The 20,557-nt window shown below is 61.3% G+C and carries 16 protein-coding genes and 6 pseudogenes; 7 read left to right on the top strand and 15 right to left on the bottom strand.

Features of this window, described 5'->3' with window-relative positions:
- Positions 1-99: 99 nt before the first annotated feature.
- From ACW4PC_RS19290 to ACW4PC_RS19250, 9 genes and pseudogenes are all read right to left on the bottom strand, one after another.
- Positions 100-564 carry a plant virulence effector HPE1-like domain-containing protein gene (locus tag ACW4PC_RS19290; RefSeq protein ID WP_455874831.1) on the bottom strand — a complete coding sequence of 155 codons (465 nt, stop codon included), beginning with the start codon at positions 562-564 and terminating at the stop codon, positions 100-102.
- A 56-nt stretch (positions 565-620) separates the two neighbouring features.
- Positions 621-1,943, bottom strand: a complete 1,323-nt coding sequence (gene purD / locus ACW4PC_RS19285) for a phosphoribosylamine--glycine ligase (RefSeq protein ID WP_455874830.1) — start codon at positions 1,941-1,943, stop codon at positions 621-623.
- A gap of 66 nt (positions 1,944-2,009) precedes the next feature.
- Positions 2,010-3,344: a DUF2207 domain-containing protein gene (locus ACW4PC_RS19280; protein ID WP_455875066.1), complete on the bottom strand. Its 1,335-nt coding sequence runs from the start codon at positions 3,342-3,344 to the stop codon at positions 2,010-2,012.
- A gap of 18 nt (positions 3,345-3,362) precedes the next feature.
- Positions 3,363-3,822: pseudogene (locus ACW4PC_RS19275) on the bottom strand (DUF2207 domain-containing protein); the annotation flags it as partial.
- A 167-nt stretch (positions 3,823-3,989) separates the two neighbouring features.
- Positions 3,990-5,254: pseudogene (gene aroA / locus ACW4PC_RS19270) on the bottom strand (3-phosphoshikimate 1-carboxyvinyltransferase).
- A gap of 92 nt (positions 5,255-5,346) precedes the next feature.
- Positions 5,347-5,898 carry a LemA family protein gene (locus tag ACW4PC_RS19265; RefSeq protein WP_455874829.1) on the bottom strand — a complete coding sequence of 184 codons (552 nt, stop codon included), beginning with the start codon at positions 5,896-5,898 and terminating at the stop codon, positions 5,347-5,349.
- A gap of 330 nt (positions 5,899-6,228) precedes the next feature.
- Positions 6,229-7,188 carry a glycine--tRNA ligase subunit alpha gene (locus tag ACW4PC_RS19260; RefSeq protein ID WP_455874828.1) on the bottom strand — a complete coding sequence of 320 codons (960 nt, stop codon included), beginning with the start codon at positions 7,186-7,188 and terminating at the stop codon, positions 6,229-6,231.
- Between the two features lie 420 nt (positions 7,189-7,608).
- On the bottom strand, positions 7,609-7,800 hold the full coding sequence (locus tag ACW4PC_RS19255) for a membrane protein (RefSeq protein ID WP_039844147.1): 192 nt from the start codon (positions 7,798-7,800) through the stop codon (positions 7,609-7,611).
- 19 nt (positions 7,801-7,819) lie between these two features.
- Positions 7,820-8,686: pseudogene (locus tag ACW4PC_RS19250) on the bottom strand (S49 family peptidase).
- Between the two features lie 166 nt (positions 8,687-8,852).
- Between ACW4PC_RS19250 and ACW4PC_RS19245 the strand changes: the two are divergent.
- Complete coding sequence (locus ACW4PC_RS19245) at positions 8,853-10,193, top strand: Nramp family divalent metal transporter (protein ID WP_455874827.1); 1,341 nt, start codon at positions 8,853-8,855, stop codon at positions 10,191-10,193.
- Here the strand turns inward: ACW4PC_RS19245 and ACW4PC_RS19240 are convergent.
- Entirely contained in the window at positions 10,171-10,962 is a 792-nt protein-coding gene (locus ACW4PC_RS19240; RefSeq protein WP_455874826.1) for a tRNA1(Val) (adenine(37)-N6)-methyltransferase, read from the bottom strand. The genes ACW4PC_RS19245 and ACW4PC_RS19240 overlap by 23 nt on opposite strands.
- Before the next feature lie 7 nt (positions 10,963-10,969).
- On the bottom strand, positions 10,970-11,197 hold the full coding sequence (locus tag ACW4PC_RS19235; protein ID WP_028739850.1) for a putative signal transducing protein: 228 nt from the start codon (positions 11,195-11,197) through the stop codon (positions 10,970-10,972).
- Positions 11,198-11,305: 108 nt separating this feature from the next.
- On the opposite strand from ACW4PC_RS19235, the gene ACW4PC_RS19230 reads away from it, so the two are divergent.
- The 4 genes and pseudogenes from ACW4PC_RS19230 to moaB all read left to right on the top strand — a co-directional run bounded on the left by ACW4PC_RS19230 (position 11,306) and on the right by moaB (position 15,732).
- The gene (locus ACW4PC_RS19230) at positions 11,306-12,322 is read left to right on the top strand and encodes a polyprenyl synthetase family protein (protein ID WP_455874825.1); all 1,017 of its coding nucleotides are present in this window, start codon (positions 11,306-11,308) and stop codon (positions 12,320-12,322) included.
- 131 nt (positions 12,323-12,453) lie between these two features.
- Positions 12,454-14,287 (top strand): annotated as a pseudogene (locus ACW4PC_RS19225) (tetratricopeptide repeat protein).
- Positions 14,288-14,293: 6 nt separating this feature from the next.
- Positions 14,294-15,181, top strand: coding sequence for a 4-(cytidine 5'-diphospho)-2-C-methyl-D-erythritol kinase (locus ACW4PC_RS19220; protein ID WP_455874824.1), 888 nt, complete (start codon positions 14,294-14,296; stop codon positions 15,179-15,181).
- A complete protein-coding gene (gene moaB, locus ACW4PC_RS19215; protein WP_455874823.1) occupies positions 15,181-15,732 on the top strand; it encodes a molybdenum cofactor biosynthesis protein B in 552 nt (183 codons plus the stop codon). Before ACW4PC_RS19220 ends, moaB begins: the two co-directional genes overlap by 1 nt.
- Before the next feature lie 57 nt (positions 15,733-15,789).
- Here the strand turns inward: moaB and ACW4PC_RS19210 are convergent.
- Both ACW4PC_RS19210 and ACW4PC_RS19205 read right to left on the bottom strand, forming a co-directional pair.
- Positions 15,790-16,095, bottom strand: a pseudogene (locus tag ACW4PC_RS19210) (hypothetical protein); the annotation flags it as partial.
- A gap of 186 nt (positions 16,096-16,281) precedes the next feature.
- The gene (locus ACW4PC_RS19205) at positions 16,282-16,800 is read right to left on the bottom strand and encodes a glycosyl transferase (RefSeq protein ID WP_133936788.1); all 519 of its coding nucleotides are present in this window, start codon (positions 16,798-16,800) and stop codon (positions 16,282-16,284) included.
- A 137-nt stretch (positions 16,801-16,937) separates the two neighbouring features.
- Between ACW4PC_RS19205 and ACW4PC_RS19200 the strand changes: the two are divergent.
- Positions 16,938-18,097 (top strand): annotated as a pseudogene (locus ACW4PC_RS19200) (PA0069 family radical SAM protein).
- A gap of 195 nt (positions 18,098-18,292) precedes the next feature.
- Positions 18,293-18,985: a ribonuclease HII gene (locus tag ACW4PC_RS19195; protein ID WP_455874822.1), complete on the top strand. Its 693-nt coding sequence runs from the start codon at positions 18,293-18,295 to the stop codon at positions 18,983-18,985.
- A gap of 172 nt (positions 18,986-19,157) precedes the next feature.
- On the opposite strand, the gene ACW4PC_RS19190 is transcribed toward ACW4PC_RS19195, so the two are convergent.
- Positions 19,158-19,595, bottom strand: coding sequence for a DUF4168 domain-containing protein (locus tag ACW4PC_RS19190; RefSeq protein ID WP_455874821.1), 438 nt, complete (start codon positions 19,593-19,595; stop codon positions 19,158-19,160).
- A 244-nt stretch (positions 19,596-19,839) separates the two neighbouring features.
- Positions 19,840-20,544, bottom strand: a complete 705-nt coding sequence (locus ACW4PC_RS19185) for a phosphotransferase (RefSeq protein WP_455874820.1) — start codon at positions 20,542-20,544, stop codon at positions 19,840-19,842.
- Positions 20,545-20,557 lie beyond the last annotated feature (13 nt).

The raw sequence follows: 20,557 nt of genomic DNA, 5'->3' as shown, positions 1-20,557 counted from the left end.
ATGCGCTCCTGCTTCTCTTCAGGAGCGCATTCAATCCGCCATACGGCGGACCCCGTACGACCAAAACCTTGGCCGGGTCAGGGGCAGGGAACTAAAAAATCACATCCTTAGCTTAAAGTCGGAAACGTCGAGCGGCGCCGTTTGTTCCGCAGGAGCCGACATACCCGCAACGACAGGCTTCGCATCGCCGCCGATCACAGAGGTCGTTGCCGTCGGGTCGATGCCTTCGACGGGGACCGTCACCTTGAAGGCGGCCAGGACTTCGGGGGTTGCCTTGGTCACGAAAACGACGGGCGAGCCGCCCATCCAGCCTTCGGTACGGTAGAGCTTCTGCTCTCCGGCCACATCGCGGAGCGCGCTGGCCTGGATGGCGCCGGGCGGCAACGCCGGCACCGTGTAATCCTTCTTGCGTTCGGTCGATTGCAGCGGCGGGCAGGTCGTGCACCTCTCGGTCACGATGCTTTCACCGCCGGTGCGCGGCGTCTTGCCGATCACCTCGATCGAGGATGCCATCGCCGAGCCGGCTGCCAGAAGAATTGCCGCACCGAGAATGAATTGACGCATGGAAACTGCTCCGACTTACTATGGGAACAAAATAGCGCGCCTTTATTTCCATCCCGTCAGGGGAAAGGGTAAAAATTTAGGGAACTGACCCGATTTCGGGCCAGAGTTAAGCTTTTTGCGCGCTCGATCGCCCGCCAGCCGATATCGCGGCGGCAGAAACCGTTTTCCCATACCACCTTGTCGAGCAGCGCATAGGCGCGCCTCTGCGCCTCGCCGACTGTTCGGCCGGTGGCGGTCACGTTCAGCACACGGCCGCCGGTCGCGACAAGCTCGCCGCCCTTCAAAGACGTGCCGGCATGGAACACTTTCTCGCCGTCGCCTGCCTCCGGCAGCGAGAGGATCGGCGTGTTCTTCTCGTAGGAGCCCGGATACCCCTTAGAGGCCATCACGACGGTCAGCGCCGGATCGTCGCTCCACTCGGCTGTGACCTTGCCGAGCGTGCCTTCGGCCGCTGCCAGCAGCAACGGCAGCAGATCGCTCTTCAAGCGCATCATCAGTACCTGGCACTCGGGATCGCCGAAGCGGACATTGTATTCGATGAGTTCCGGGCCCTTTGCCGTAATCATCAGCCCGGCGAAGAAAACACCGGAGAAGGGATAGCCGCTTTCGGCCATGCCGCGGATCGTCGGCTCGATGATTTCCTTCATCGTCCGCTCGATCATCTCCGCCGTCATCACCGGAGCCGGCGAATAGGCGCCCATGCCGCCGGTGTTGACGCCGGTATCACCCTCGCCCACACGCTTGTGATCCTGTGCGGTCGCCAGCGGCAGGGCGTTGCTGCCGTCGCAGAGGCAGAAGAAGCTCGCCTCTTCCCCGTCGAGATAAGCCTCGATGACGACCTCGGCGCCGGCTGCGCCAAACGCACCCTCGAAGCAATCGTCAACTGCGGCAAGCGCCTCCTCGACGGTCATCGCTACCGTCACACCCTTGCCCGCGGCAAGACCATCCGCCTTGACGACGATCGGGGCGCCTTGTTCGCGGATATAGGCCTTTGCCTTCGGGGCGTTGTTGAAGCGCCGGTAGGCACCGGTCGGGATGTTGTAGCGGGCGCAGATATCCTTGGTAAACCCCTTGGAACCTTCGAGCTGGGCTGCTGCAGCGGAAGGACCGAAGACCTTCAGCCCATCGGCTCGCAGGCGGTCGGCAAGGCCGGCAACCAGCGGCGCCTCGGGGCCGACGACGACAAAGTCGATCGCCTTTTGCGCGCAGAAGGCGGCGACTGCCTCGTGATCTTCTACCTTCAGGGAAACGAGCCTCGCATGTTCTGCAATGCCCGGGTTGCCCGGCGCGGCATAGAATTCCGTCATCAGCGGCGATTGTGCCAGCTTCCAGGCAAGCGCATGCTCGCGTCCGCCCGAGCCGATCAACAGAACCTTCATGCCTGATCCTTTCCGTTTTCTGTCTGGCGGTTAAGGGGCGGGAAGCCAAAGGTCAAGCGGGAAAGCTCACCAGCCGCCACCGCCGCCGCCTCCCCCGCCACCGCCCGAAGAACCGCCGCCACCGGAAAAACCGGAAGTGGAACTGGAGGGCGCAGGCGAGGGAATAGTCGAGGCGATCGTGGACGCCATCGACGACGAGAAGCCGCCGATGCGGTCGGAGAAGGTGCCGCTGCTGAAGTTGCCGGAATACCAGGACGGGGCATAGGCCGCAGCCGCACCGGCAGCGGCCGCCGCGAGCCAGGTTTCGAAGGTGCGCGTCCAAGGCTTCTCGACACCCAGCGCAACCGCATAGGGCAGCAGCCTCTCAAAATGTTGAGGCGACATTTCCGGCGCACCGGCCATGTTCATCCGGTCCTTCTCGGCAAGCGTCAGATACTGACGAAGGCCGTCGATGCCATCCATGATCTTCGAACCAAGCGGCGTCGGCGCCCCCATGATGAAGACATAGAGCAGGTTGAGCAGCACGATGCCGCCGACGGCAAAGAGCATCGGCGTCTCGTGGAATTCCAAGAGCGTGGAGAAAAGCGCCAGAGCCAGCGATGAAACGATGCTGAAGCCGACAAAAACGATGACGGCGATCGCGATCACAGCGGCGATCTTGCCGGCCAAGGACTGGCCAGGGCGGAACGACCGTGCAAAGCCGGCCACGAAGATGGCGCCGAAGACAGAAACGACGATCGGTATGATCATCAAGACGATCGCATCGGGTTCCAGCGTGCCGAAAACGAAGAGCGCGACGAGTGCGGCAGCGCTGAGCGCGATGCCGCCGGTCGTATAGCCGGTGTTGGAATTGTAGTATTTGCCGCGATGTTCCTGCTCGATCGCCGAGCGGAAGCTTTGGCCGACCGACTTCACGCGTTCGCCGTTTGCCTTGTCGATCGTCAGCGAGCCCTTGTTGGCGACGGCGCTCAGGAGGCTGGTTTCGCCGGCTTCCAGCTTCTCCTTACCCACCGGCTTTTGCGTGCGGCGTACGATGATCGATTGCCTGAGGTCTTCAAGAACGACATAGCCGCGAACCGCCAGGTCCAGCGCCGTTGCCGAAAGCGCCGTCCAACCCCCGCCTGAAATGCCCTTGTTGTCGATGTAGTTGACGAGCGCCGGCGAGATGCCTTCGGGAGGATCCCAGCGCGGCACAAGGACGCCGCGGGAAGGGTCGCGTCCGACCTTCAGCCAAGAGCGGGTGTAGTAAAGGAAAACAAGGAGGAGGCCGCCGAAACCGATGAAATAGTCGCGGTTGTCCTTCAGCCACCAGATGTTCTGATCGGATTCGCTCGGTGGATCGATCGCGCCTTTCGGAAGCTTGACGGCAATCGTCAGACCTTCGTTGGCATCGAGCGGCATGGTCGTCGAGAACACCGGCCGGGCATTGCCGCCTGAAATCCGGGCATTCTTGTCCTTTGCGCCAAGCGCACCGGTGAAGACATTCGTATCGGTTGCGGTGACACCATCTGGCAGGTTCACCGTCGCGGTCGCGGCCATGATCGGGAAGATCCAGCCGTTACCGGTCACATTCCAATAGAGTTCGTCGTGATCGGCGAAATAGCGGATCTGGCGATTGGTGGTGTAGGTGAAGGCATATTGATGGCGGCCTGGTGGAAGCATGACCGTCTTCCGACCCAGCATAGATACGGATGCCGCCGGAGACGGTTTCCGTGTTCCACGGCTCGTCATTGCCGTCGCGTTTGACCGATACAACGTCGAAGTCGACGCTGCGGCGGCGACCTTTTTCATCGACGAAAGTCAGCGGAAAGTCGCGGAAGATGCCGCGCCGGATCCGATTGCCCTCGGCATTGACGGTGATTGTCTCCGTCACCGTCATAGCGCCGCTCTTTTCGAGCTTTATATCCGATGCGAAGGAGTTGATGACCTCCGTGGCACTTGCCCCATGTGCTGCAAGCGCCAGAAACAGAAAGAAGCAAAGGCCGAAAAGCCGCCGGATCATCATACCTCTCCCCGCCGGCGGCGCGCTGCCGCCTCAGACAATCGTCAGCCCTCGTTCGCATATTTAACGCCCAGTCCTGCCAACGTCCGCCAATAGGCAGGGAACGTCTTGCCGACGCAGTCCGGATCGAGGATCGTGATGCCGTCTGATCTTCAGCCCGGCGAGCGCGAAGCTCATGGCGATGCGGTGGTCGGCGAAAGTGACGATCTCGGCAGGAAGACGCCTTCCGGCAAGCGACGGATCAGACTGGACGATGAGATCGTCGCCTTCCTCGCGTGCCAGATCCGGCGAATCTGCGTCAGGCCGGTCGACAGCGCGCGGATGCGATCGCATTCCTTGACGCGCAGATTGGCAATGCCGACGAAATGGACGGGCGTTTCGTTGAAGGCGGCAAGGACTGCGAGCGTCGGAACCGCGTCCTGCATCTGCGAGCCGTCGATTTCAGCCGGCAGGCGCGGGAATTTGGCGATCATCTCGATAGGCGCGCGCATCCGGCTGCGTGAAGGCGCCAGTTCGGCACGCCGAGATCGATGGAGCCGCCGGTCAGGACTTCGGCAGCCCAGAGATAAGTTGCCGCCGACGCATCCGGCTCGATGACGAAATCGGCCGCCGTGTACCCGGTCGGCTCGACGCGCCAGGTGACCGCGCTCGTCTTCTCGACCTTGGCGCCGAAGGCTCGCATCGCGGCGGTCGTGAGATCGATGTAGCCGAGGGCACCGATGTCCTCGCCGAGGAGTTCAATATCCACCGGGCGGTCGCCTCCGGCCGCCATCATCAGCAGCGCGGATACATACTGGCTGGAGAGACCACCATCGATCCCGATACGGCTCGCCTCGAAGCAGCCTGTCCCCTTCACGGTTACAGGCGGGCAGCCGGTTTCGGCCGTCGCATCGATTCCGAGAGACCGCAACGCATCAACGAGCGGGCCGATCGGGCGCTTGCGCATGTGCTGATCACCGTCGACGACGACGGTGCCATCAACGAGTGCGGCAGCGGCCGTCAGGAAGCGTGTTGCAGTGCCGGCATTGCCGAGGAAGAGCGGCGCTTTCGGCGCCAGCAGCTTGCCGCTTCCGGTGACGACGAAGCTCGTATCGTCCGGTTCGTCGATGACGACGCCCATGGCGCGCAGCGCATCCGCCATGTAGCGCGTATCGTCGCTCTTCAGCGCGCCGGTCAGGCGGCTGATACCCTTGGCGAGGCCAGCCAGGAGCAGTGCGCGGTTGGTGATCGACTTCGAGCCCGGCGGCACGGCGCGCCCCACGAGCGGAGCCTTAGCCGGGATGATGGTGAGTTTCTTGTCCTTGCTCATGACGCTTGTCTATTCCGTCCATTGCGCTAGCCGCCCTGCGGCCTTGACCGGCCCTGCTCATAGCAGCTTTTGCGCAAAGGCAAACGCCCATATCAGAATTTGACGGCCGGAACGGCGCGGTCGACCTCGTTGGTGATCTCGAAATATTCCCGCTTCTGGAAGCCGAACTGCCCGGCGACCAGATTGGAGGGGAAGCTTTCAACCTTGACGTTGAGATCACGGGCAGCGCCGTTGTAATACCGGCGTGCCATCTGGATTTCGCTTTCCATCGTCTCGAGCGAGGCCTGAAGCTCGGAGAAGTTCTCGTTCGCCTTCAGGTCCGGATAGGCTTCGGCTAGCGCCAAAACACGGCCGAGCGCCTGGCCGAGAAGGCCTTCCGCTTGCGCCCTGCCCGCTACATCGCCAGAAGGCACCGCCTGCGCCTTGTTGCGCAGCTCAACGACCTCTTCCAGCGTACTCTTTTCGTGGGTAGCGTAGCCCTTGACGGTCTCGATGAGGTTTGGGATCAGATCGGCGCGGCGCTTCAGCTGCACGTCGATGCCGGACCAGGCCTCTTCGGCCATCTGCCGGGCGCGGACAAGACCGTTATAGATAAAGACAAGATAAAGCGCGATCAGAACGATCACACCGAGAACGATATACATCGCGAATCCCCCGCAACGACGCAAAGTCTGGACGGAGACTATGCGGCTTCCGCTGGATTGTCATCCCGCATTTCGGGGCTGCGGCTTAACATCAGCGACTAGCGAAATATCACGATACCGCACACAGATCGCCGGTTATATCTTTCTTATTGTGCCGGCTGGTTACGGTGCACTCGCAACTCATGACGAGGAAATAATCAGACAATGAGCGCAGCAATCTTCCTATTGAGCCTGTCGGCGATCGCATCTCTTGTCGTCTTCCGAAAGACCCCTCGGCCGGCGCCCCGGCGCGTCGTCGCACGGTCCAGCCACCGCCGCTAATCGGCATTCTCAGGCGGCGGCCCTGGCGATATTGATGCCGCCGGCATCCGTCAAAAGGAAGGCTTCACCACAAGCCTTGGAGAGCGTGCGCACCCGCAGGATATAGCTCTGACGCTCGGTGACCGAGATCACCCCGCGTGCATCCAAGAGGTTGAAGACGTGGCTTGCCTTGATGCACTGGTCATAGGCCGGAAATACGCACTTGTGCAGCAGCTGGTTGGCATTGTCGCTCGGCGCACCGGCGGCGAGAAGCGCCTGGCACTCCTTCTCCGCATCGATGAAATGGCGATGCAGCATCTCGGTATTGGCGAATTCGAAGTTGTGGCGTGAATATTCCTGTTCGGCCTGCAGGAAGACTTCGCCGTAGCTGATCTTTTCGTCGCCTTCGCGGCCGTTGAAGTTCAGGTCGTAGACGTTGTCGACGCCCTGCACATACATCGCCAGACGCTCGAGGCCATAGGTCAGTTCGCCGGCAACCGGCGCGCATTCGATGCCGCAAACCTGCTGGAAGTAAGTGAACTGCGAGACTTCCATGCCGTCGCACCAGCACTCCCAGCCCAGCCCCCAGGCGCCGAGCGTCGGGCTTTCCCAGTCGTCTTCGACGAACCGGATGTCGTGCAGCAGCGGATCGAGACCGATCGCCGCCAGCGAGCCGAGGTAAAGCTCCTGCAGGTTCGGCGGGTTCGGTTTCAGGATGACCTGATACTGGTAATAATGCTGCAGACGGTTTGGGTTTTCACCGTAGCGGCCGTCCGACGGACGGCGCGACGGCTGGACATAGGCAGCTTTCCACGGCTTCGGGCCGAGCGCGCGCAGCGTGGTCGCCGGATGGAACGTGCCGGCGCCGACCTCCATGTCATAGGGCTGCAGAACCGCACAACCCTTGTCCGCCCAGTAGTTATGAAGCGTCAGGATCAGCGCCTGGAACGAGCGCTTCGGGTTCATATGGTCGGGAATCGATGCAGACATGGAGACAAGCCACCGGTTGCGTATTTTGTCGGACAGGTGCCATGGGAGAGGACAAGGGTCAATACATAACGTAGGATCGGACCATGTTTTGGAAGGCGTTCCGCGAACGTCAACACGACGGTCACCCTGTCTGATGCGGCTCGAGGAGCAGGTCAATGACCGATCTGCCTAATATCGGCGCAGGCGAACACGACTTTCCCGATATCGAGCCATAAGAAACGACGCTCACCCCGGCTCCGGGCAATTCCGGCTTCGGATAAAGCGGTCATTTGCTTCGCTGTCGAGCGGGTTAAGGACGCTACTATTGCGAGAACTCGCCTTGTCGCGACCGAACTTCTAGTCGGCCGGCACTTGCAGCCGGAAAGCGCGTATTCATTCGAGAGCCTGCTCGCGTTCTTCAGCGTTCTCCAGCGGTCACCATCATTCATCCTCCCGCTTCACGCGGTATTCGCCGGTCACCGGATCCTTGACAAGTGTGCCGACGGCGCCGGTCTGACGCTCCTTCTCGGCACGGCGGGATTTTTCCTGCAGGCGCTTGGCATCGGAGATGAAGCGGCGGTAGAGCCACCAGGCAGCACCGACCAGGATTATGATTGTTATAAGCTGCGCCATCTCCCTTTTTCTTCTCCTCTCACAGTCCGTAGCGGCTCCACAATGCCTTTTCTTCGGCCGCTTCGACAAGTCCCGTCGCGAGACCTGATGCGCAAGCCATCAATCGAGACGGGCAGAGACACGCCGGGCATCCGCCGGCCGAAGAGGCTGCGGGCGGCGGTGACAAGCTGCAGCTCTGGTCTTCGGGCCGTAACGCCTTTTCAGTTCCTGGCGCATGTCGCCGAGGCTGTCGACGAGGCCGAGTTCGAGCCCACGCGTGCCGCTCCAGAACAGGCCGGAAAAGACGGTTTCGTCATCCTTCAGCTTGCCGGCGCGGCGTTCGCGCACCATGGTGATGAAGACCTCGTGGATCTCGAGCTGAAGGGTCTTCAGATATTCGATGTCCTTCTCTTTTTCAGGCTGGAAGGGATCGAGGATGACCTTATTTTCGCCGGCCGGTATAGACGCGGCGCTCGACGCCGATCTTCTTGAGGAGTTCGGGGAAGCCGAAGCCACCGGAAACGACGCCGATCGAACCGACGATAGAGGTCGGGTCGGCAATGATTTCATCGCCGGCAAGCGCGATCATGTAACCGCCGGAGGCCGCCACATCCTCGACGAAGACCAGTACTTTCTTCTGCTTCTCACGGGCAAGCTCCCGGATGCGCGTGAAGATGAGCCGCGACTGAACGGGCGAACCGCCCGGCGAATTGACCGCAATGGCGACAGCGGGAGCTTCCTTGTCAGAGAAGGCCTTTTCCAGCACCGGTGCGACATTGGCGAGATTGAGTATCGGGCGGAACTGGCCGCCGCCGCTCATGATTGCGCCCTGAAGCCTGACGACCGGGATGATCACCCCTTCCTTGCGGAAACGCTTCGGTACCAGTTTTCTCAAAAATCCGGCCATTTCAAATCCTTCTCGCTCTCGGCATCGCAATCCATGTATGCAATGGAGCAGCAAACGCAATGGGCCACCTTCCCAACATGCATCCGATTTTTCATTTTGCGAATGACTTGCATTATCATTCTAATCGGGCATAGTGCGGGGCATTGGTCCCAAAAGCGGTAATCATATGGATGTTTTAAATCGTACTCCAAAAGGCGGCTGGCGGCACGACCGCGAGGAAGCCTCGCTTTCAGACGTTTATCGCACGATCGGCACGGGCCGCCCGGGATCGAAACTCCGACGGATCGCCGCCTTTGCTGGCCCTGGCTACATGGTCGCGGTCGGCTATATGGATCCCGGAAACTGGGCGACCTCGCTCGCCGGCGGCTCGAAATTCGGCTACGCACTGCTGACTGTGGCGCTGCTTTCGAACCTCATGGCGATCGTGCTGCAATCGCTTTGCGCCCGGCTTGCCATTGCTTCTGGCCGCGATCTGGCGCAGGCCTGCCGGGACGCCTTCCCGAAATTCGTTTCCGTACCGCTCTGGGCCTTTGCGGAAATCGCAATCATCGCGACGGACATTGCCGAGGTGATCGGCACGGCAATCGGCCTCAACCTGATCTTCGGCGTTCCGCTGGAACTCGGCGTGCTGATTACGGCGCTCGACGTTTTCCTTATCCTCTATCTGCAAAAGCTCGGCTTCCGCTGGATCGAAGCGTTCATCATCACGCTTCTCGGCGTCATTGCGCTGTGCTTCGGCGTACAGATCGTTCTCGCCGACCCGCAGTGGGGCGCCGTCATCACGGGCTTCTTCCCGACGACGGAAATCGTCAGCAACCCGGAAATGCTCTATTTGGCGCTCGGCATTCTCGGCGCGACGGTCATGCCACATAATCTCTATCTGCATTCCGGCATCGTGCAGACCCGCGCCTACGGCCACACCGTGCCGGAAAAGCGGGAAGCGCTGACCTATGCGACGATCAACTCGACCTTTGCGCTCTGCTTTGCGCTGTTGATCAACGCCTCGATCCTGATCCTGGCCGCAGCCGCATTCAACGCCCACGGCCGGACGGACATCGTCGAACTCGGCGAGGCGCACTCGCTGTTGTCACCGCTGCTCGGGCTTGCGATCGCACCCACGCTTTTCGGCATCGCCCTGCTCTGTTGCGGCCTGAATTCGACCGTGACGGCGACGCTTGCGGGCCAGATCGTCATGGAAGGCTTCCTGAAGATCAAGCTTCAGCCATGGGTGCGCCGTCTGATCACCCGCGCCATCGCAATCGTGCCCGCGGCGATCGTGACGATCTGGTACGGCAACCAGGGCACGGCACAATTGCTGATCCTGACGCAGGTCGTGCTCAGCCTGCAGCTTTCCTTCGCCGTCTTCCCGCTGGTGATGTTCACCGCCAGCAAGGCGAAGATGGGCGAGCTCGTCGCGCCGCGCTGGCTGAGCACTATTGCCTATGTGATAGCAGTCGTGATCGCCGGATTGAACATCAAGCTGCTTATCGACTTCGTGACCGGCTAAGCCTTGCATAGGCCGCGCGGCCATTGTTCAGATCGTCGACGAAGGGGGAGAACTTATGCGTTCCTTCTTCGTGCATGATCAGGGGTGCGCGCAATGAAAGCCGCGCCCGCGACCCCTTGATCGCCGTCACCAGGATGCGGACGGCATTCTCACCTTTGCGCGGATGGATGGCGGTAATCTCGATGCCGCCGAAGCGCCTGCCGCAGCCGGTGATGATGTCGGCGATGGATTCGGGCCGCGCAATCAGCGACAATTGCCCGCCGGGGATCATGATCGCGCCGGCGGTACGAATCCACCTTTCGAAAAGACCATCCGTCATCGCATGCGCTTCAGCCTTCAGCACATCCGGCGTTCGCCGGTCAGCCGCGTCGTTGAAAGGCGGGTTCATGATGACATGATGGAAGACCTCGTCGGCAAGGCCCGCGTCGTTGCGCGCCTTTGCCGTGAGCGTCACATCCGCCTGGACGACCGAAACGCGGCCTGCCAGATGGGCGTTTTCCGGCAAGGCAATGCTTCGCCGGGCATAATCGGCCATTTCCGAAGAGCGTTCGAAAAGCACGGCCTGCGCCTTCTGCAGCCGGCAGACCACGGCCAGTCCGGCGGCACCGGCGCCGGCGCCAAGATCGGCAACCTTGATCGCACGGTCATCGGCAACGAGTGCTGCGAGCAGCATGGCATCCATGCCCGAACGGTGCCCCCTGCCCTTCGGCTGGACGATGTAAAAGCCGCCGCGATGGAAGGCATCGATCGTGTCGGAAGCGCCGTTCATGGCCACATTATTTCGCGATACGCAATTCGCCGGCGAGACCGGCATCCGTGAGGATGCGGCGGGCCTGATCGGCTCGCTCCTCCTCGACGAGCAGACGGCGCGGCAGCATGCCGAGCGAGCCCTCGAGAATGCTCATATCCTGATCCGCGACAAAGCAGTGAATTCCCGCATCCTTCAGAAGACTCTGCGCATAGGACAATAAAACAGGGTCATTGGCGCGGATAAGTTCATGCATTTGCGGTCAATTCCCTTTCAATTCTGTGTTGCGCGACAATTCACCCCTTGCCGCTTCAATCGCCCCTTTCTATTGTCAATTCCAAAGAATGAACAGGAGTCCGGGTCGTTGGGCGTGGTCATACCGCTTGAAGAAAGCAAAAACAAACTGGCATCCGTCAAGCCGCTGGTCGATTTGACACGGGCGGACATGGAGCGGGTCAACCAGCTTATTCTTTCGAAGGCCGGTTCCGACGTGCAGATGATTCCGGAGGTCGCAAATCACCTGATCTCTTCCGGCGGCAAGCGCCTGCGCCCGATGCTGACGCTCGCATCAGCCTGTCTCTTCGACTATCGAGGCGAAAACCATGTCAAGCTGGCGACCAGCGTCGAGTTCATGCACACGGCAACGCTGCTGCATGACGACGTCGTCGACGAAAGCGATCTACGCCGCGGCAAATCAACGGCGCGCACGATCTGGGGCAACCAGGCGAGCGTTCTCGTTGGCGATTTCCTGCTTGGCCAGGCCTTCCGCATGATGGTGGATGTCGGCTCACTCGATGCGCTCGATGTCCTTTCGTCCGCCGCCTGCGTCATTGCCGAAGGGGAAGTGCTGCAGCTTTCGGTCGCCAAGAACATGGAGACGACGGAGGACGACTATCTTTCCGTTATCCGGGCCAAGACGGCAGCACTCTTTGCCGCTGCTGCCGAAGTCGGCCCGATCGTCGCAGACGCCGGCAAATCAGGCCGCAATGCGCTGAAATCCTACGGCATGAATCTCGGCCTCGCCTTCCAGCTTGTCGATGACGCGCTGGATTACGGCGGCAAGGCTGCGGATCTCGGCAAGAATGTCGGCGACGACTTCCGCGAAGGCAAGATCACCCTTCCCGTCATCCTCGCCTATCGCCGCGGAACGCAGGACGAGCGCGCCTTCTGGCGCGATGCGATCGAAGGCGGCAACAGCACCGATGCCAACCTGGAAAAGGCCCTCGGCCTGATCACCAAATACGGCACGCTGAACGACACGATCTCGCGGGCCGTTCATTACGGCACGATCGCCCGCGACGCGCTGGCGCCGCTCCCCGAAACGGCCTGGAAATCGGCCCTCATGGAAGTGATCGATTTCTGCATCGAGCGGGTCAACTGATCAAAGGTCCTTGATCGCGGGCTGATTTTCTTGCAGGGCCGCTTCAAAAAAGCCATCCTATTGTGAATCAGTCTTTTAACTGATTTCGCAGCCGGCCGGATAAATCGGCTGCCCTGATGAAAGGTTTTCTAATGCGGCAGAGATATGCCATCCGTCTTCTTTCGAGCGCAGCCCTTGCAGCGGTCATTTCGCTCGGCGCGCTTGGCGGCGTGAATGCCGAAGAAGCGACCAAGACGGACGATGCCAGCAAGAACGTGATCTTCGACCCGGATACGGTCGGTACTTTTGCAGGCGCATTTCTCGCTGCCCGCACGGCTGATGTCGATCATGACTACAAGACGGCGATCGAGCTCTACAAGAAAGCCCTCCAGATCGAGCCTGGCAACCCGGAGATCCGCCAGCGCCTGATGATCTCGCTGCTTTTGAACGGCAATATCGAAGATGGCGTGAAATATGCCAACGACCTGAAGAAGGATCCTTCCGTCGAGCGCATCACCACCGTCGTGCGCAGCATGGACGCGATGCGCCGCGGCGAGTTCAAGACCGCTGAAGCGATCCTGAAATATGACGGCCCGAACGACCTCGACCGCATGATGAACGACCTTTTGCTCGCCTGGGCGCGCGCCGGCGCCGGCCGCAACAAGGAAGCTCTATCGATGGTCGAGAAGATGAAGGGCCCGGAATGGTTCGGCATCTTCCAGAACTATCATGCGGGCGCAATTGCGATTGTAACCGGCAACGTGGCGGCCGCGCGCAGACATCTGAACGATGCAGTGCTGGACAAGGATGGCGGCGCGACCGCACCCGACACCTTCATGCGCGCTGTCATGGCGCTTGCCCGCCTCGAAGCATCCCAGGGCAACAAGCAGAAGGCGCTCGACGCGATCTCGGTCGGTGATAACATGCTGCCGAACTATGCGCCGCTGAATGCGCTGCGCCAGAGCATCGAGAAGGGCGAAAAGCCGGAACAGCAGGTGCGCAACGCCGCGCAGGGCGCTGCCGCCGTGCTTTTCTCCATCGGCAGCGCGTTGAACCGCGACGGCGCCGAAGACATCGTCTCGCTCTATCTGCAGACGGCCAATACGCTTGACCCGAACAGCGCCGATACGCTGGTCCTTCTCGGCGGCATTGCTGAAAAACAGGAACAGACGGACCGCGCCATCGAATTCTACAGGCGCGTGCCGGAAAACTCGCCGATGCGACGCATCTCGGAGCTTCAGCTCGGCCTTGCCCTGGCACAGGGCGGCAAGACCGACGAGGCACGCAAACACCTCAAGGCGCTGATCGTTTCTGACCCGAAGGACGTCCGCTCCTATCTCGCCTATGGCAGCGTGCTTTCCGACGCCAAGGACTATGCGGAAATGGCGGCGAATTACGACAAGGCGGTGGAGGTGATCGGCCCGCTGCCGCGCCGCGCCGACTGGACCGTCTTCTTCCAGCGCGGAATCGCCTATGAGCGCCTGAAGAAGTGGGACCAGGCCGAGCCGAACTTCCGCAAGGCGCTCGACCTCAATCCGGATCAGCCGCAGGTTCTGAACTATCTTGGCTATTCATGGATCGACATGAACCGCAACCTCGACGAGGGCCTGACGATGATCAAGAAGGCCGTCGACCTTCGTCCGGACGACGGCTACATCATCGACTCGCTCGGCTGGGCCTATTACCGCCTGAACCGTTACGACGATGCCGTTGCCGAACTGGAAAAGGCCGCCGAGATCAAGGCCGGTGATGCGACGATCAACGACCATCTGGGCGACGCTTACTGGCGCGTCGGACGCAAGCTCGAGGCCGTTTATCAGTGGAACCGGGCGCTCAGTTCGGCACCGGAAGAGACCGAGATTCCGAAGAATCAAGGACAAGATCGCGAATGGTCTGACGGCGGACAACGACGACGCCAAGGCGGCCGACAAGAAGCAGCCGGATCCGGTGCCTGTTACGCCGCCGCCGGCCGACAAGAAGTCCTGACAACCCATGCATGATGCGGGCATGAGCGGCGGCTTCGCGGTTACCGAAGATGCTCTTGCTAAGATCAATCTTGCCCTGCACGTGACGGGCCAGAAAGCCGACGGCTATCATCTGCTGGACATGCTGGTGACCTTTGCCGGCCACGGCGACAGGCTGGGCTTTGCCGCTTCGCCATCGGACGAATTCACGATCAGCGGACGGTTCGGCCCCGCTCTCGACATCGATTCCCGCAGCAATCTGGTGCTCAAGGCGCGCGACATGCTTCGCCAGGCAGCGCTGGCGCAGGGCGACCATGCACCGCCGGTCCATATCCATCTCGAAAAGAACCTTCCGATCGCCTCTGGTATCGGCGGCGGTTCCGCGGATGCGGCAGCCGCCCTTCGCGGCCTCATGCGGCTTTGGAGCCTCCGCCTGCCCGGCGGGAGGCTGTCAGCGATCGCTCTCAGACTTGGCGCCGACGTTCCCATGTGCCTTGTGAACCGGCCGCTGATTGCGCGCGGGATTGGCGAACAGATCGAGCCCGTTGCCTTGCCCTCTTTTGCGATCGTGCTGGCCAATCCGCTGAAGGCGGTCTCGACGCCCGAGATATTCCGGCTGCTGACAGCGAAGAACAACCCGCCGCTTGCCTTGCGGGGCAGCGACTGGCTGGCGGCGATCGGGGCCAACCGGAACGATCTCGAGCCGCCTGCCCGCAAGCTTGTTCCCGAGATCGAAGATGTGTCGGCCGCATTGAAGGACGCAGGCGCAAGACTTGTCCGCATGTCCGGCTCCGGCGCAACCTGTTTCGGCATCTTCGGCTCGATTGAAACAGCCGGAGCGGCCGCGGCAATGCTTCACAGAGAACGGCCGGACTGGTATTTCCAGGCGACGGAAACGCTTTCGGGAGACAGGTGATGACAGGTATCGACGAACAGCGGCCGTTCATTCCCGTCGGCATCGCCGTGCTGACGGTTTCGGACACGCGCACGCTGGAGAACGACAAATCCGGCGACACGCTTGTGGCGCGGATCGCCGAGGCCGGCCACAAGCTGATGGACCGCGCCATCGTGCGCGACGACAAGGTGGCCATCGCAGCCCAGGTCAACGCCTGGACGGGAACTCACGGCATCGACGTCGTGATCACCACCGGCGGCACTGGCTTGACCGGCCGCGACGTCACGCCCGAGGCGCTGGAGCCGCTGTTCGAGAAGCGCATGGACGGCTTCTCGGCGGTCTTCCACCGCGTCTCCTACGACAAGATCGGCACGTCGACGATCCAATCGCGGGCAACGGCAGGGGTTGCCAAGGCTACCTTCATCTTCGTGCTCCCGGGCTCGCCCGGCGCCTGCAAGGACGCCTGGGACGGCATCTTGAAGGCGCAGCTCGACTACCGCCACATGCCCTGCAATTTCGTGGAGATCATGCCGCGGCTCGACGAGCACATGAAACGCGGCATGGGGAAGTAAAAGGCGCGCTGCTGCCCGGGTGCGCCATGGCAGCAGCCTGCGTTTTACTATGCTGTCCAAGCCCGGCAGAGTGGGTATCGTTTCCCAGCTATCACCCGACAGCAGGAAGCAACTGACCCCGTGAACATCCGTTATGATGAGTGTCCAGGTGCCGCTCTTGGCGGCATAGACCTCAAGAACGGCGTTCTGATTGATCAGTCCGACCGCGGTGAGCTTCTCGGCAAAGTTCTTGTCCAGGAACTCGACGACCTCGGATCGGCCTGCGCAACTGCGCATCATCTGCGATGCTGCCGAATGCGGATGCGCGATCACCAATGTCGTCAATATGACGGCCAGCAGGCCGCGGATCATATTGCGTTTCATGACGCACCTCCTTTCGCCGGAAACCCGGCAGAAGAGGAGACTTCCGCTGTGACCTGTTCTGCCGTCTGTCGGCATTGCATGGTCGGCCGCCAAGAAGCGGGGGCGCTCGGGCGGCGCCATGGCTGAATTATAGCGCGAAAACTTATCGGGCGCCATCTTTAGCGCGAGTGCTGAAAAGTTTGCGCGCTATCGTGCGGCGCGGGCGACCCAGGAGGGAATCAGTTCGCTGGAAAGCTTGCGCAGCTTCTGCCCCTTGGCAAATTCGGAAAGGCGCATTCCGCTTCTTGCGGCGGCAATCGCGTGTTTCTTCGACAGGAGAAGGCCGAGTTCCAGCGGCGGCAGCGACCGGCCCACACGCTGGAAAAACGGGCGCCTGTATCCGCGCGAGGCGGTGAAACGCGCCGGAACTTTGTTGAGGGCGACGTATTCGGCGATCTCGTCTATCCAACCAGTCTGCGGCCGGGCGCCAGGTTCGACGAAAAGTAGCCACTCGCCGCGGGCCGAGCGCAATACATCCTTGATATCCCATTGCGAATGGAACCGGCACCCAGCCGCGTCCGCTACCCTGGATGTACCATCGCGCGAGCCGTGATCGAGCACGACCACGTCGCTTACGAGCCCTTCGACTGCACCCGCCACCAGCACCGATAAAGTCTGCGCCAGCTCAGGTTCCTGATCCTGGCATTCCAGAACAACCGTCAACATTGCCTATTTATAAAGCGCCGCACAAAACTTTGCCAGCGTGACTTTCCTCATTTTGTTCTTGCATTGTTCTCTTTTTCTCGATAGGAATTTAATCATCAAGACGGACGAAGGCAATGGCCTTGTCGCGGGAGAATCGAATGAACGAACAGTCCCTTGCAGGGCAGGCTGCGTTTGCGCCTGCCAATACGGCGGATGTTGCCGAAGCGTTGATCGCCTCTTCCGGCCTTCGCATCGAGGGCGACCGGCGCCGCGGCCGCGCGGCTGGACTGAACCCCGAGCGGGCGCTTCGAGCCGATGCACCGCGAGGCCTGTCGACGACGGCTGGCAGACGCTGGAAGAACTGCCCCCCTTCAAGACCGAAGTGCAGATCGAAAAGCCGCGCACGGCGATTACCCGCAACGAGTCGCCGGACGTTCCGTTCGATCGTTCGATCAATCCCTATCGCGGCTGCGAACACGGCTGCATCTACTGCTTCGCCCGGCCGACGCACGCCTATATGGGGCTTTCGGCAGGCCTCGATTTCGAAGCCAGGCTGTTTGCCAAGCCGGATGCGGCCAAGCTTTTGGAGCGCGAGCTTGCGAAGCCCGGCTACAAGCCGCGGGTCATCGCCATCGGAACCAATACCGATCCCTACCAGCCGATCGAGAAGGAATGGCGTATCATGCGGCAGATCCTCGAAGTGCTGAACAAGGCGAACCATCCGGTCTCGATCGTCACCAAGTCGGCGCTGATCCTGCGCGATATCGATATCCTGCAGGAGATGGCAGCCAAGAGCCTTGTGCGTGCCGCGCTTTCGGTGACCACGCTCGACCGCAAGCTCGCTCGTGCGATGGAACCGCGCGCCGCAACGCCGCCGCGCCGGCTGGAGGCGATCCAGGCCCTGACAGAGGCGGGCATCCCGACCTCGGTGATGGCCGCTCCGATGATCCCCGCGCTGAACGACCACGAGCTGGAACGCATTCTCGACGCGGCAAAGGTTGCCGGTGCGCTGGAGGCGGGCTACGTGATCCTGCGCCTGCCGCTGGAAGTCGCTCCGCTCTTCCGCGACTGGCTGCTGCAGAACTATCCGGATCGCTACCGGCACGTGATGTCGCTGGTCCGCTCGATGCGCGGCGGCAAGGACTACGACGCCGAATTCGGCAAGCGCATGAAAGGCGCCGGCCCCTATGCCTGGCAGCTCGCCCGCCGCTTCGAGATGGCGACGAAACGGCTCGGCATGACAAGGCGCAGCATGCCGCTTCGCGACGATCTTTTCGTGCCGCCGGATGGCAGCGGCGTGCAGCTTTCGCTACTTTAGCAGCCCGTCCGCACGCAGGTGTTCCCTGAGACCGCCCGGCGAATGCCATAACGAGTTACCCCGCAGGAGGCCGCCGCCCTGGCCTCTTGCCGCCCGCAAACGGCTCCCCTGCCCGTTTCGCGGCCTGAGCCCCCGGTGCGCCGCCCTGATCCGGGGGCTTGCAGGAAATCGGGTTGGCGTGCGAGGTTCAGCCGCATGAAACCTCGCACGTCACCCGATTCTCCTCTGCTTTTCGACGAGGTGCCGCTCGTACCGGACTTCAAGCTGGAACTGAAGGCACGCAAGGCCGGTCACTGGCCGGTCGCTGGCGCCGATGAGGCAGGGCGTGGCCCTCTGGCCGGACCTGTCGTCGCCGCTGCTGTCATTCTTGATCCCAGGCGTATCCCGGACGGGCTGAACGATTCCAAGCAGCTCTCGGCGCAACGGCGCGAACAACTTTTCGCCCAAATCCTCGCTACCGCGACGGTTTCCATCGCATCGTCGAGTTCCACACACATCGACCTCACGGATATCCGCAAGGCGAGCCTCGACGCCATGCGCCGGGCAATCTGCGGCCTTGCCATCCCTGCAAGCTATGTGCTGACCGATGGCCTCGACGTGCCGCCGGGGCTGGAGTGCCCGGGCCAAGCGGTGGTCAAGGGCGATGCGCGCTCGGTCTCGATCGCCGCCGCCTCTATCGTTGCCAAGGTGACCCGCGACCGGATGATGGCCCGTGCAGATGCCGTCTTCCCCGATTACGGCTTTGCCGCGCATGTGGGTTATGGCACGGCGCAGCATCGCGCCGGCATCGAGCGGCATGGCCCCTGCTCGCTTCACCGCATGAGCTTCCGGCCGTTGAAGAAGAACGGCACCGAAGGCGCCACGATGGACGAAATGCTGGAAGAGTAACTGCTGCCGCTGCAGACCTGTCCATGAGACCGAACTTCCATGAGATCGAACTCTATACTGCCCTTCATAGAAGCAGCATCTTGCGTTCCCACGTGATGATTGAAGCGGTCATTCAGACCGCTTCGATGGAAACCAGAACAGCACCACTTGAAGTGCAGTCCCGGCGCACAGCTTACTGCTGCGTCGCGGGCGCCGGCTGCGCGGGCGCAGATTCCTGGAGCTTGTCCTGAACTCTCTTGACGAGCGCCGGATCGTTCTGCGCGGCGGTTAGAATTGAGTTGTACTCATCGAGCGAGATGCCTGGAGAGGCTTCCACGGCCTGAACCATTTGCTTACTGGCTTCAGTCTGCAGCTGTTGCTTCGCTGCCGTGTCCTGTGTTGCTCCGATCTTGGCCGAGTATTCCTGCCTAACCTGGTCAACCTGGAGATAGGCGACCGCAAAGGCCTCGATTTTCTGATCGCTGACGGCCGGCCCGCCTTTGCCTTCTGGTTGCGCTTGAACCGGTTGCTGCGCTGGAGCTGCCTGCTGTGCGGACGCGGGGTTGCTGAAAAACATCAAGCTGAGAGCTGCAGCGGTCAACGATGCAACAGGGGTATAACGAGTGATCATATTCATTCCTCTGTGGTGGCGCGTGGACGGCGACATACTGCCTTGGCCGTCGGTTAGGGTTGAGGAACGATCCGGCGACAATGCGACTCTCAGGCGTTTTCGGTGCGGCAATAGGAAGGCGATCTGCCGGCAATCGAGCGGCGGCTTTGTGGCAGGATTCACCGCTTCGGCGTGCTGCCGGCTCAATCATTTGGCCATGATCCCGGCCGCGATTTGATCCCGGTGAACGCGGATGTAGCCGATGTCATCGCGAAAAAGCCGATGATGGCCATCTTCGATATCCTTGCGGTATTTTTCCGATCCCCCGCGCCGCTTCCGCTTCCATGAAAGCGACAAGCCCCTTCAAACGCTCGATCACAAGATCGGGCAAAGCAGCGCGTTCATCGGCTGGCAAGCCGTAAGCGTCGAGGAAGTCCCGCGCCCGGTTGATCTGCTCTTCTATCGTGACAATGCTCTCTACCGCGATATGTCTCGACAGCGGCGCCCATCGATAGACAGCATAGGCGATATCCCAGAGCCTTGGACCGGGATGTGCCGCTTCGAAATCGATGATGCCTATCGCTTTGCCGTCGCGCATGACGACGTTGTACGGTGCAAAATCGCCGTGACAGATGACTTCAAACGGCGGCTTCGGCTCATGCTGCCAGGCGCCTTCAGCGGCCCCTTTAAAGGATGTCGAGCAATCGTGGTAGATGCGCAGCAATCGCGCCGCAGAAGTCAGTACCGTGTCCAAGCGCATTTGGACACTATCGAGGTCGCCGCACTCGCCCTCAATAAAAGTCACGCGCTCGAAATTCTCATCATAGCCTGCCGATCGCGGCGCTGAAGCGAAGCCACACTGCTTCAGGTGCCCAAAGAGAGAATGCACATTCGCAGTCCATGGACGCGTGGCGCGCCATACAAGCCCGTCACGCAAGATCGGTCCGGAACCTGCCTCGTCCTTCAGCATCAGCAACCCTCCG

The sequence above is a fragment of the Rhizobium yanglingense genome (genome assembly GCF_977109285.1).
Note: the sequence above shows the minus strand (reverse complement) of the source record. Positions and strands in the feature narration are given on the sequence as shown.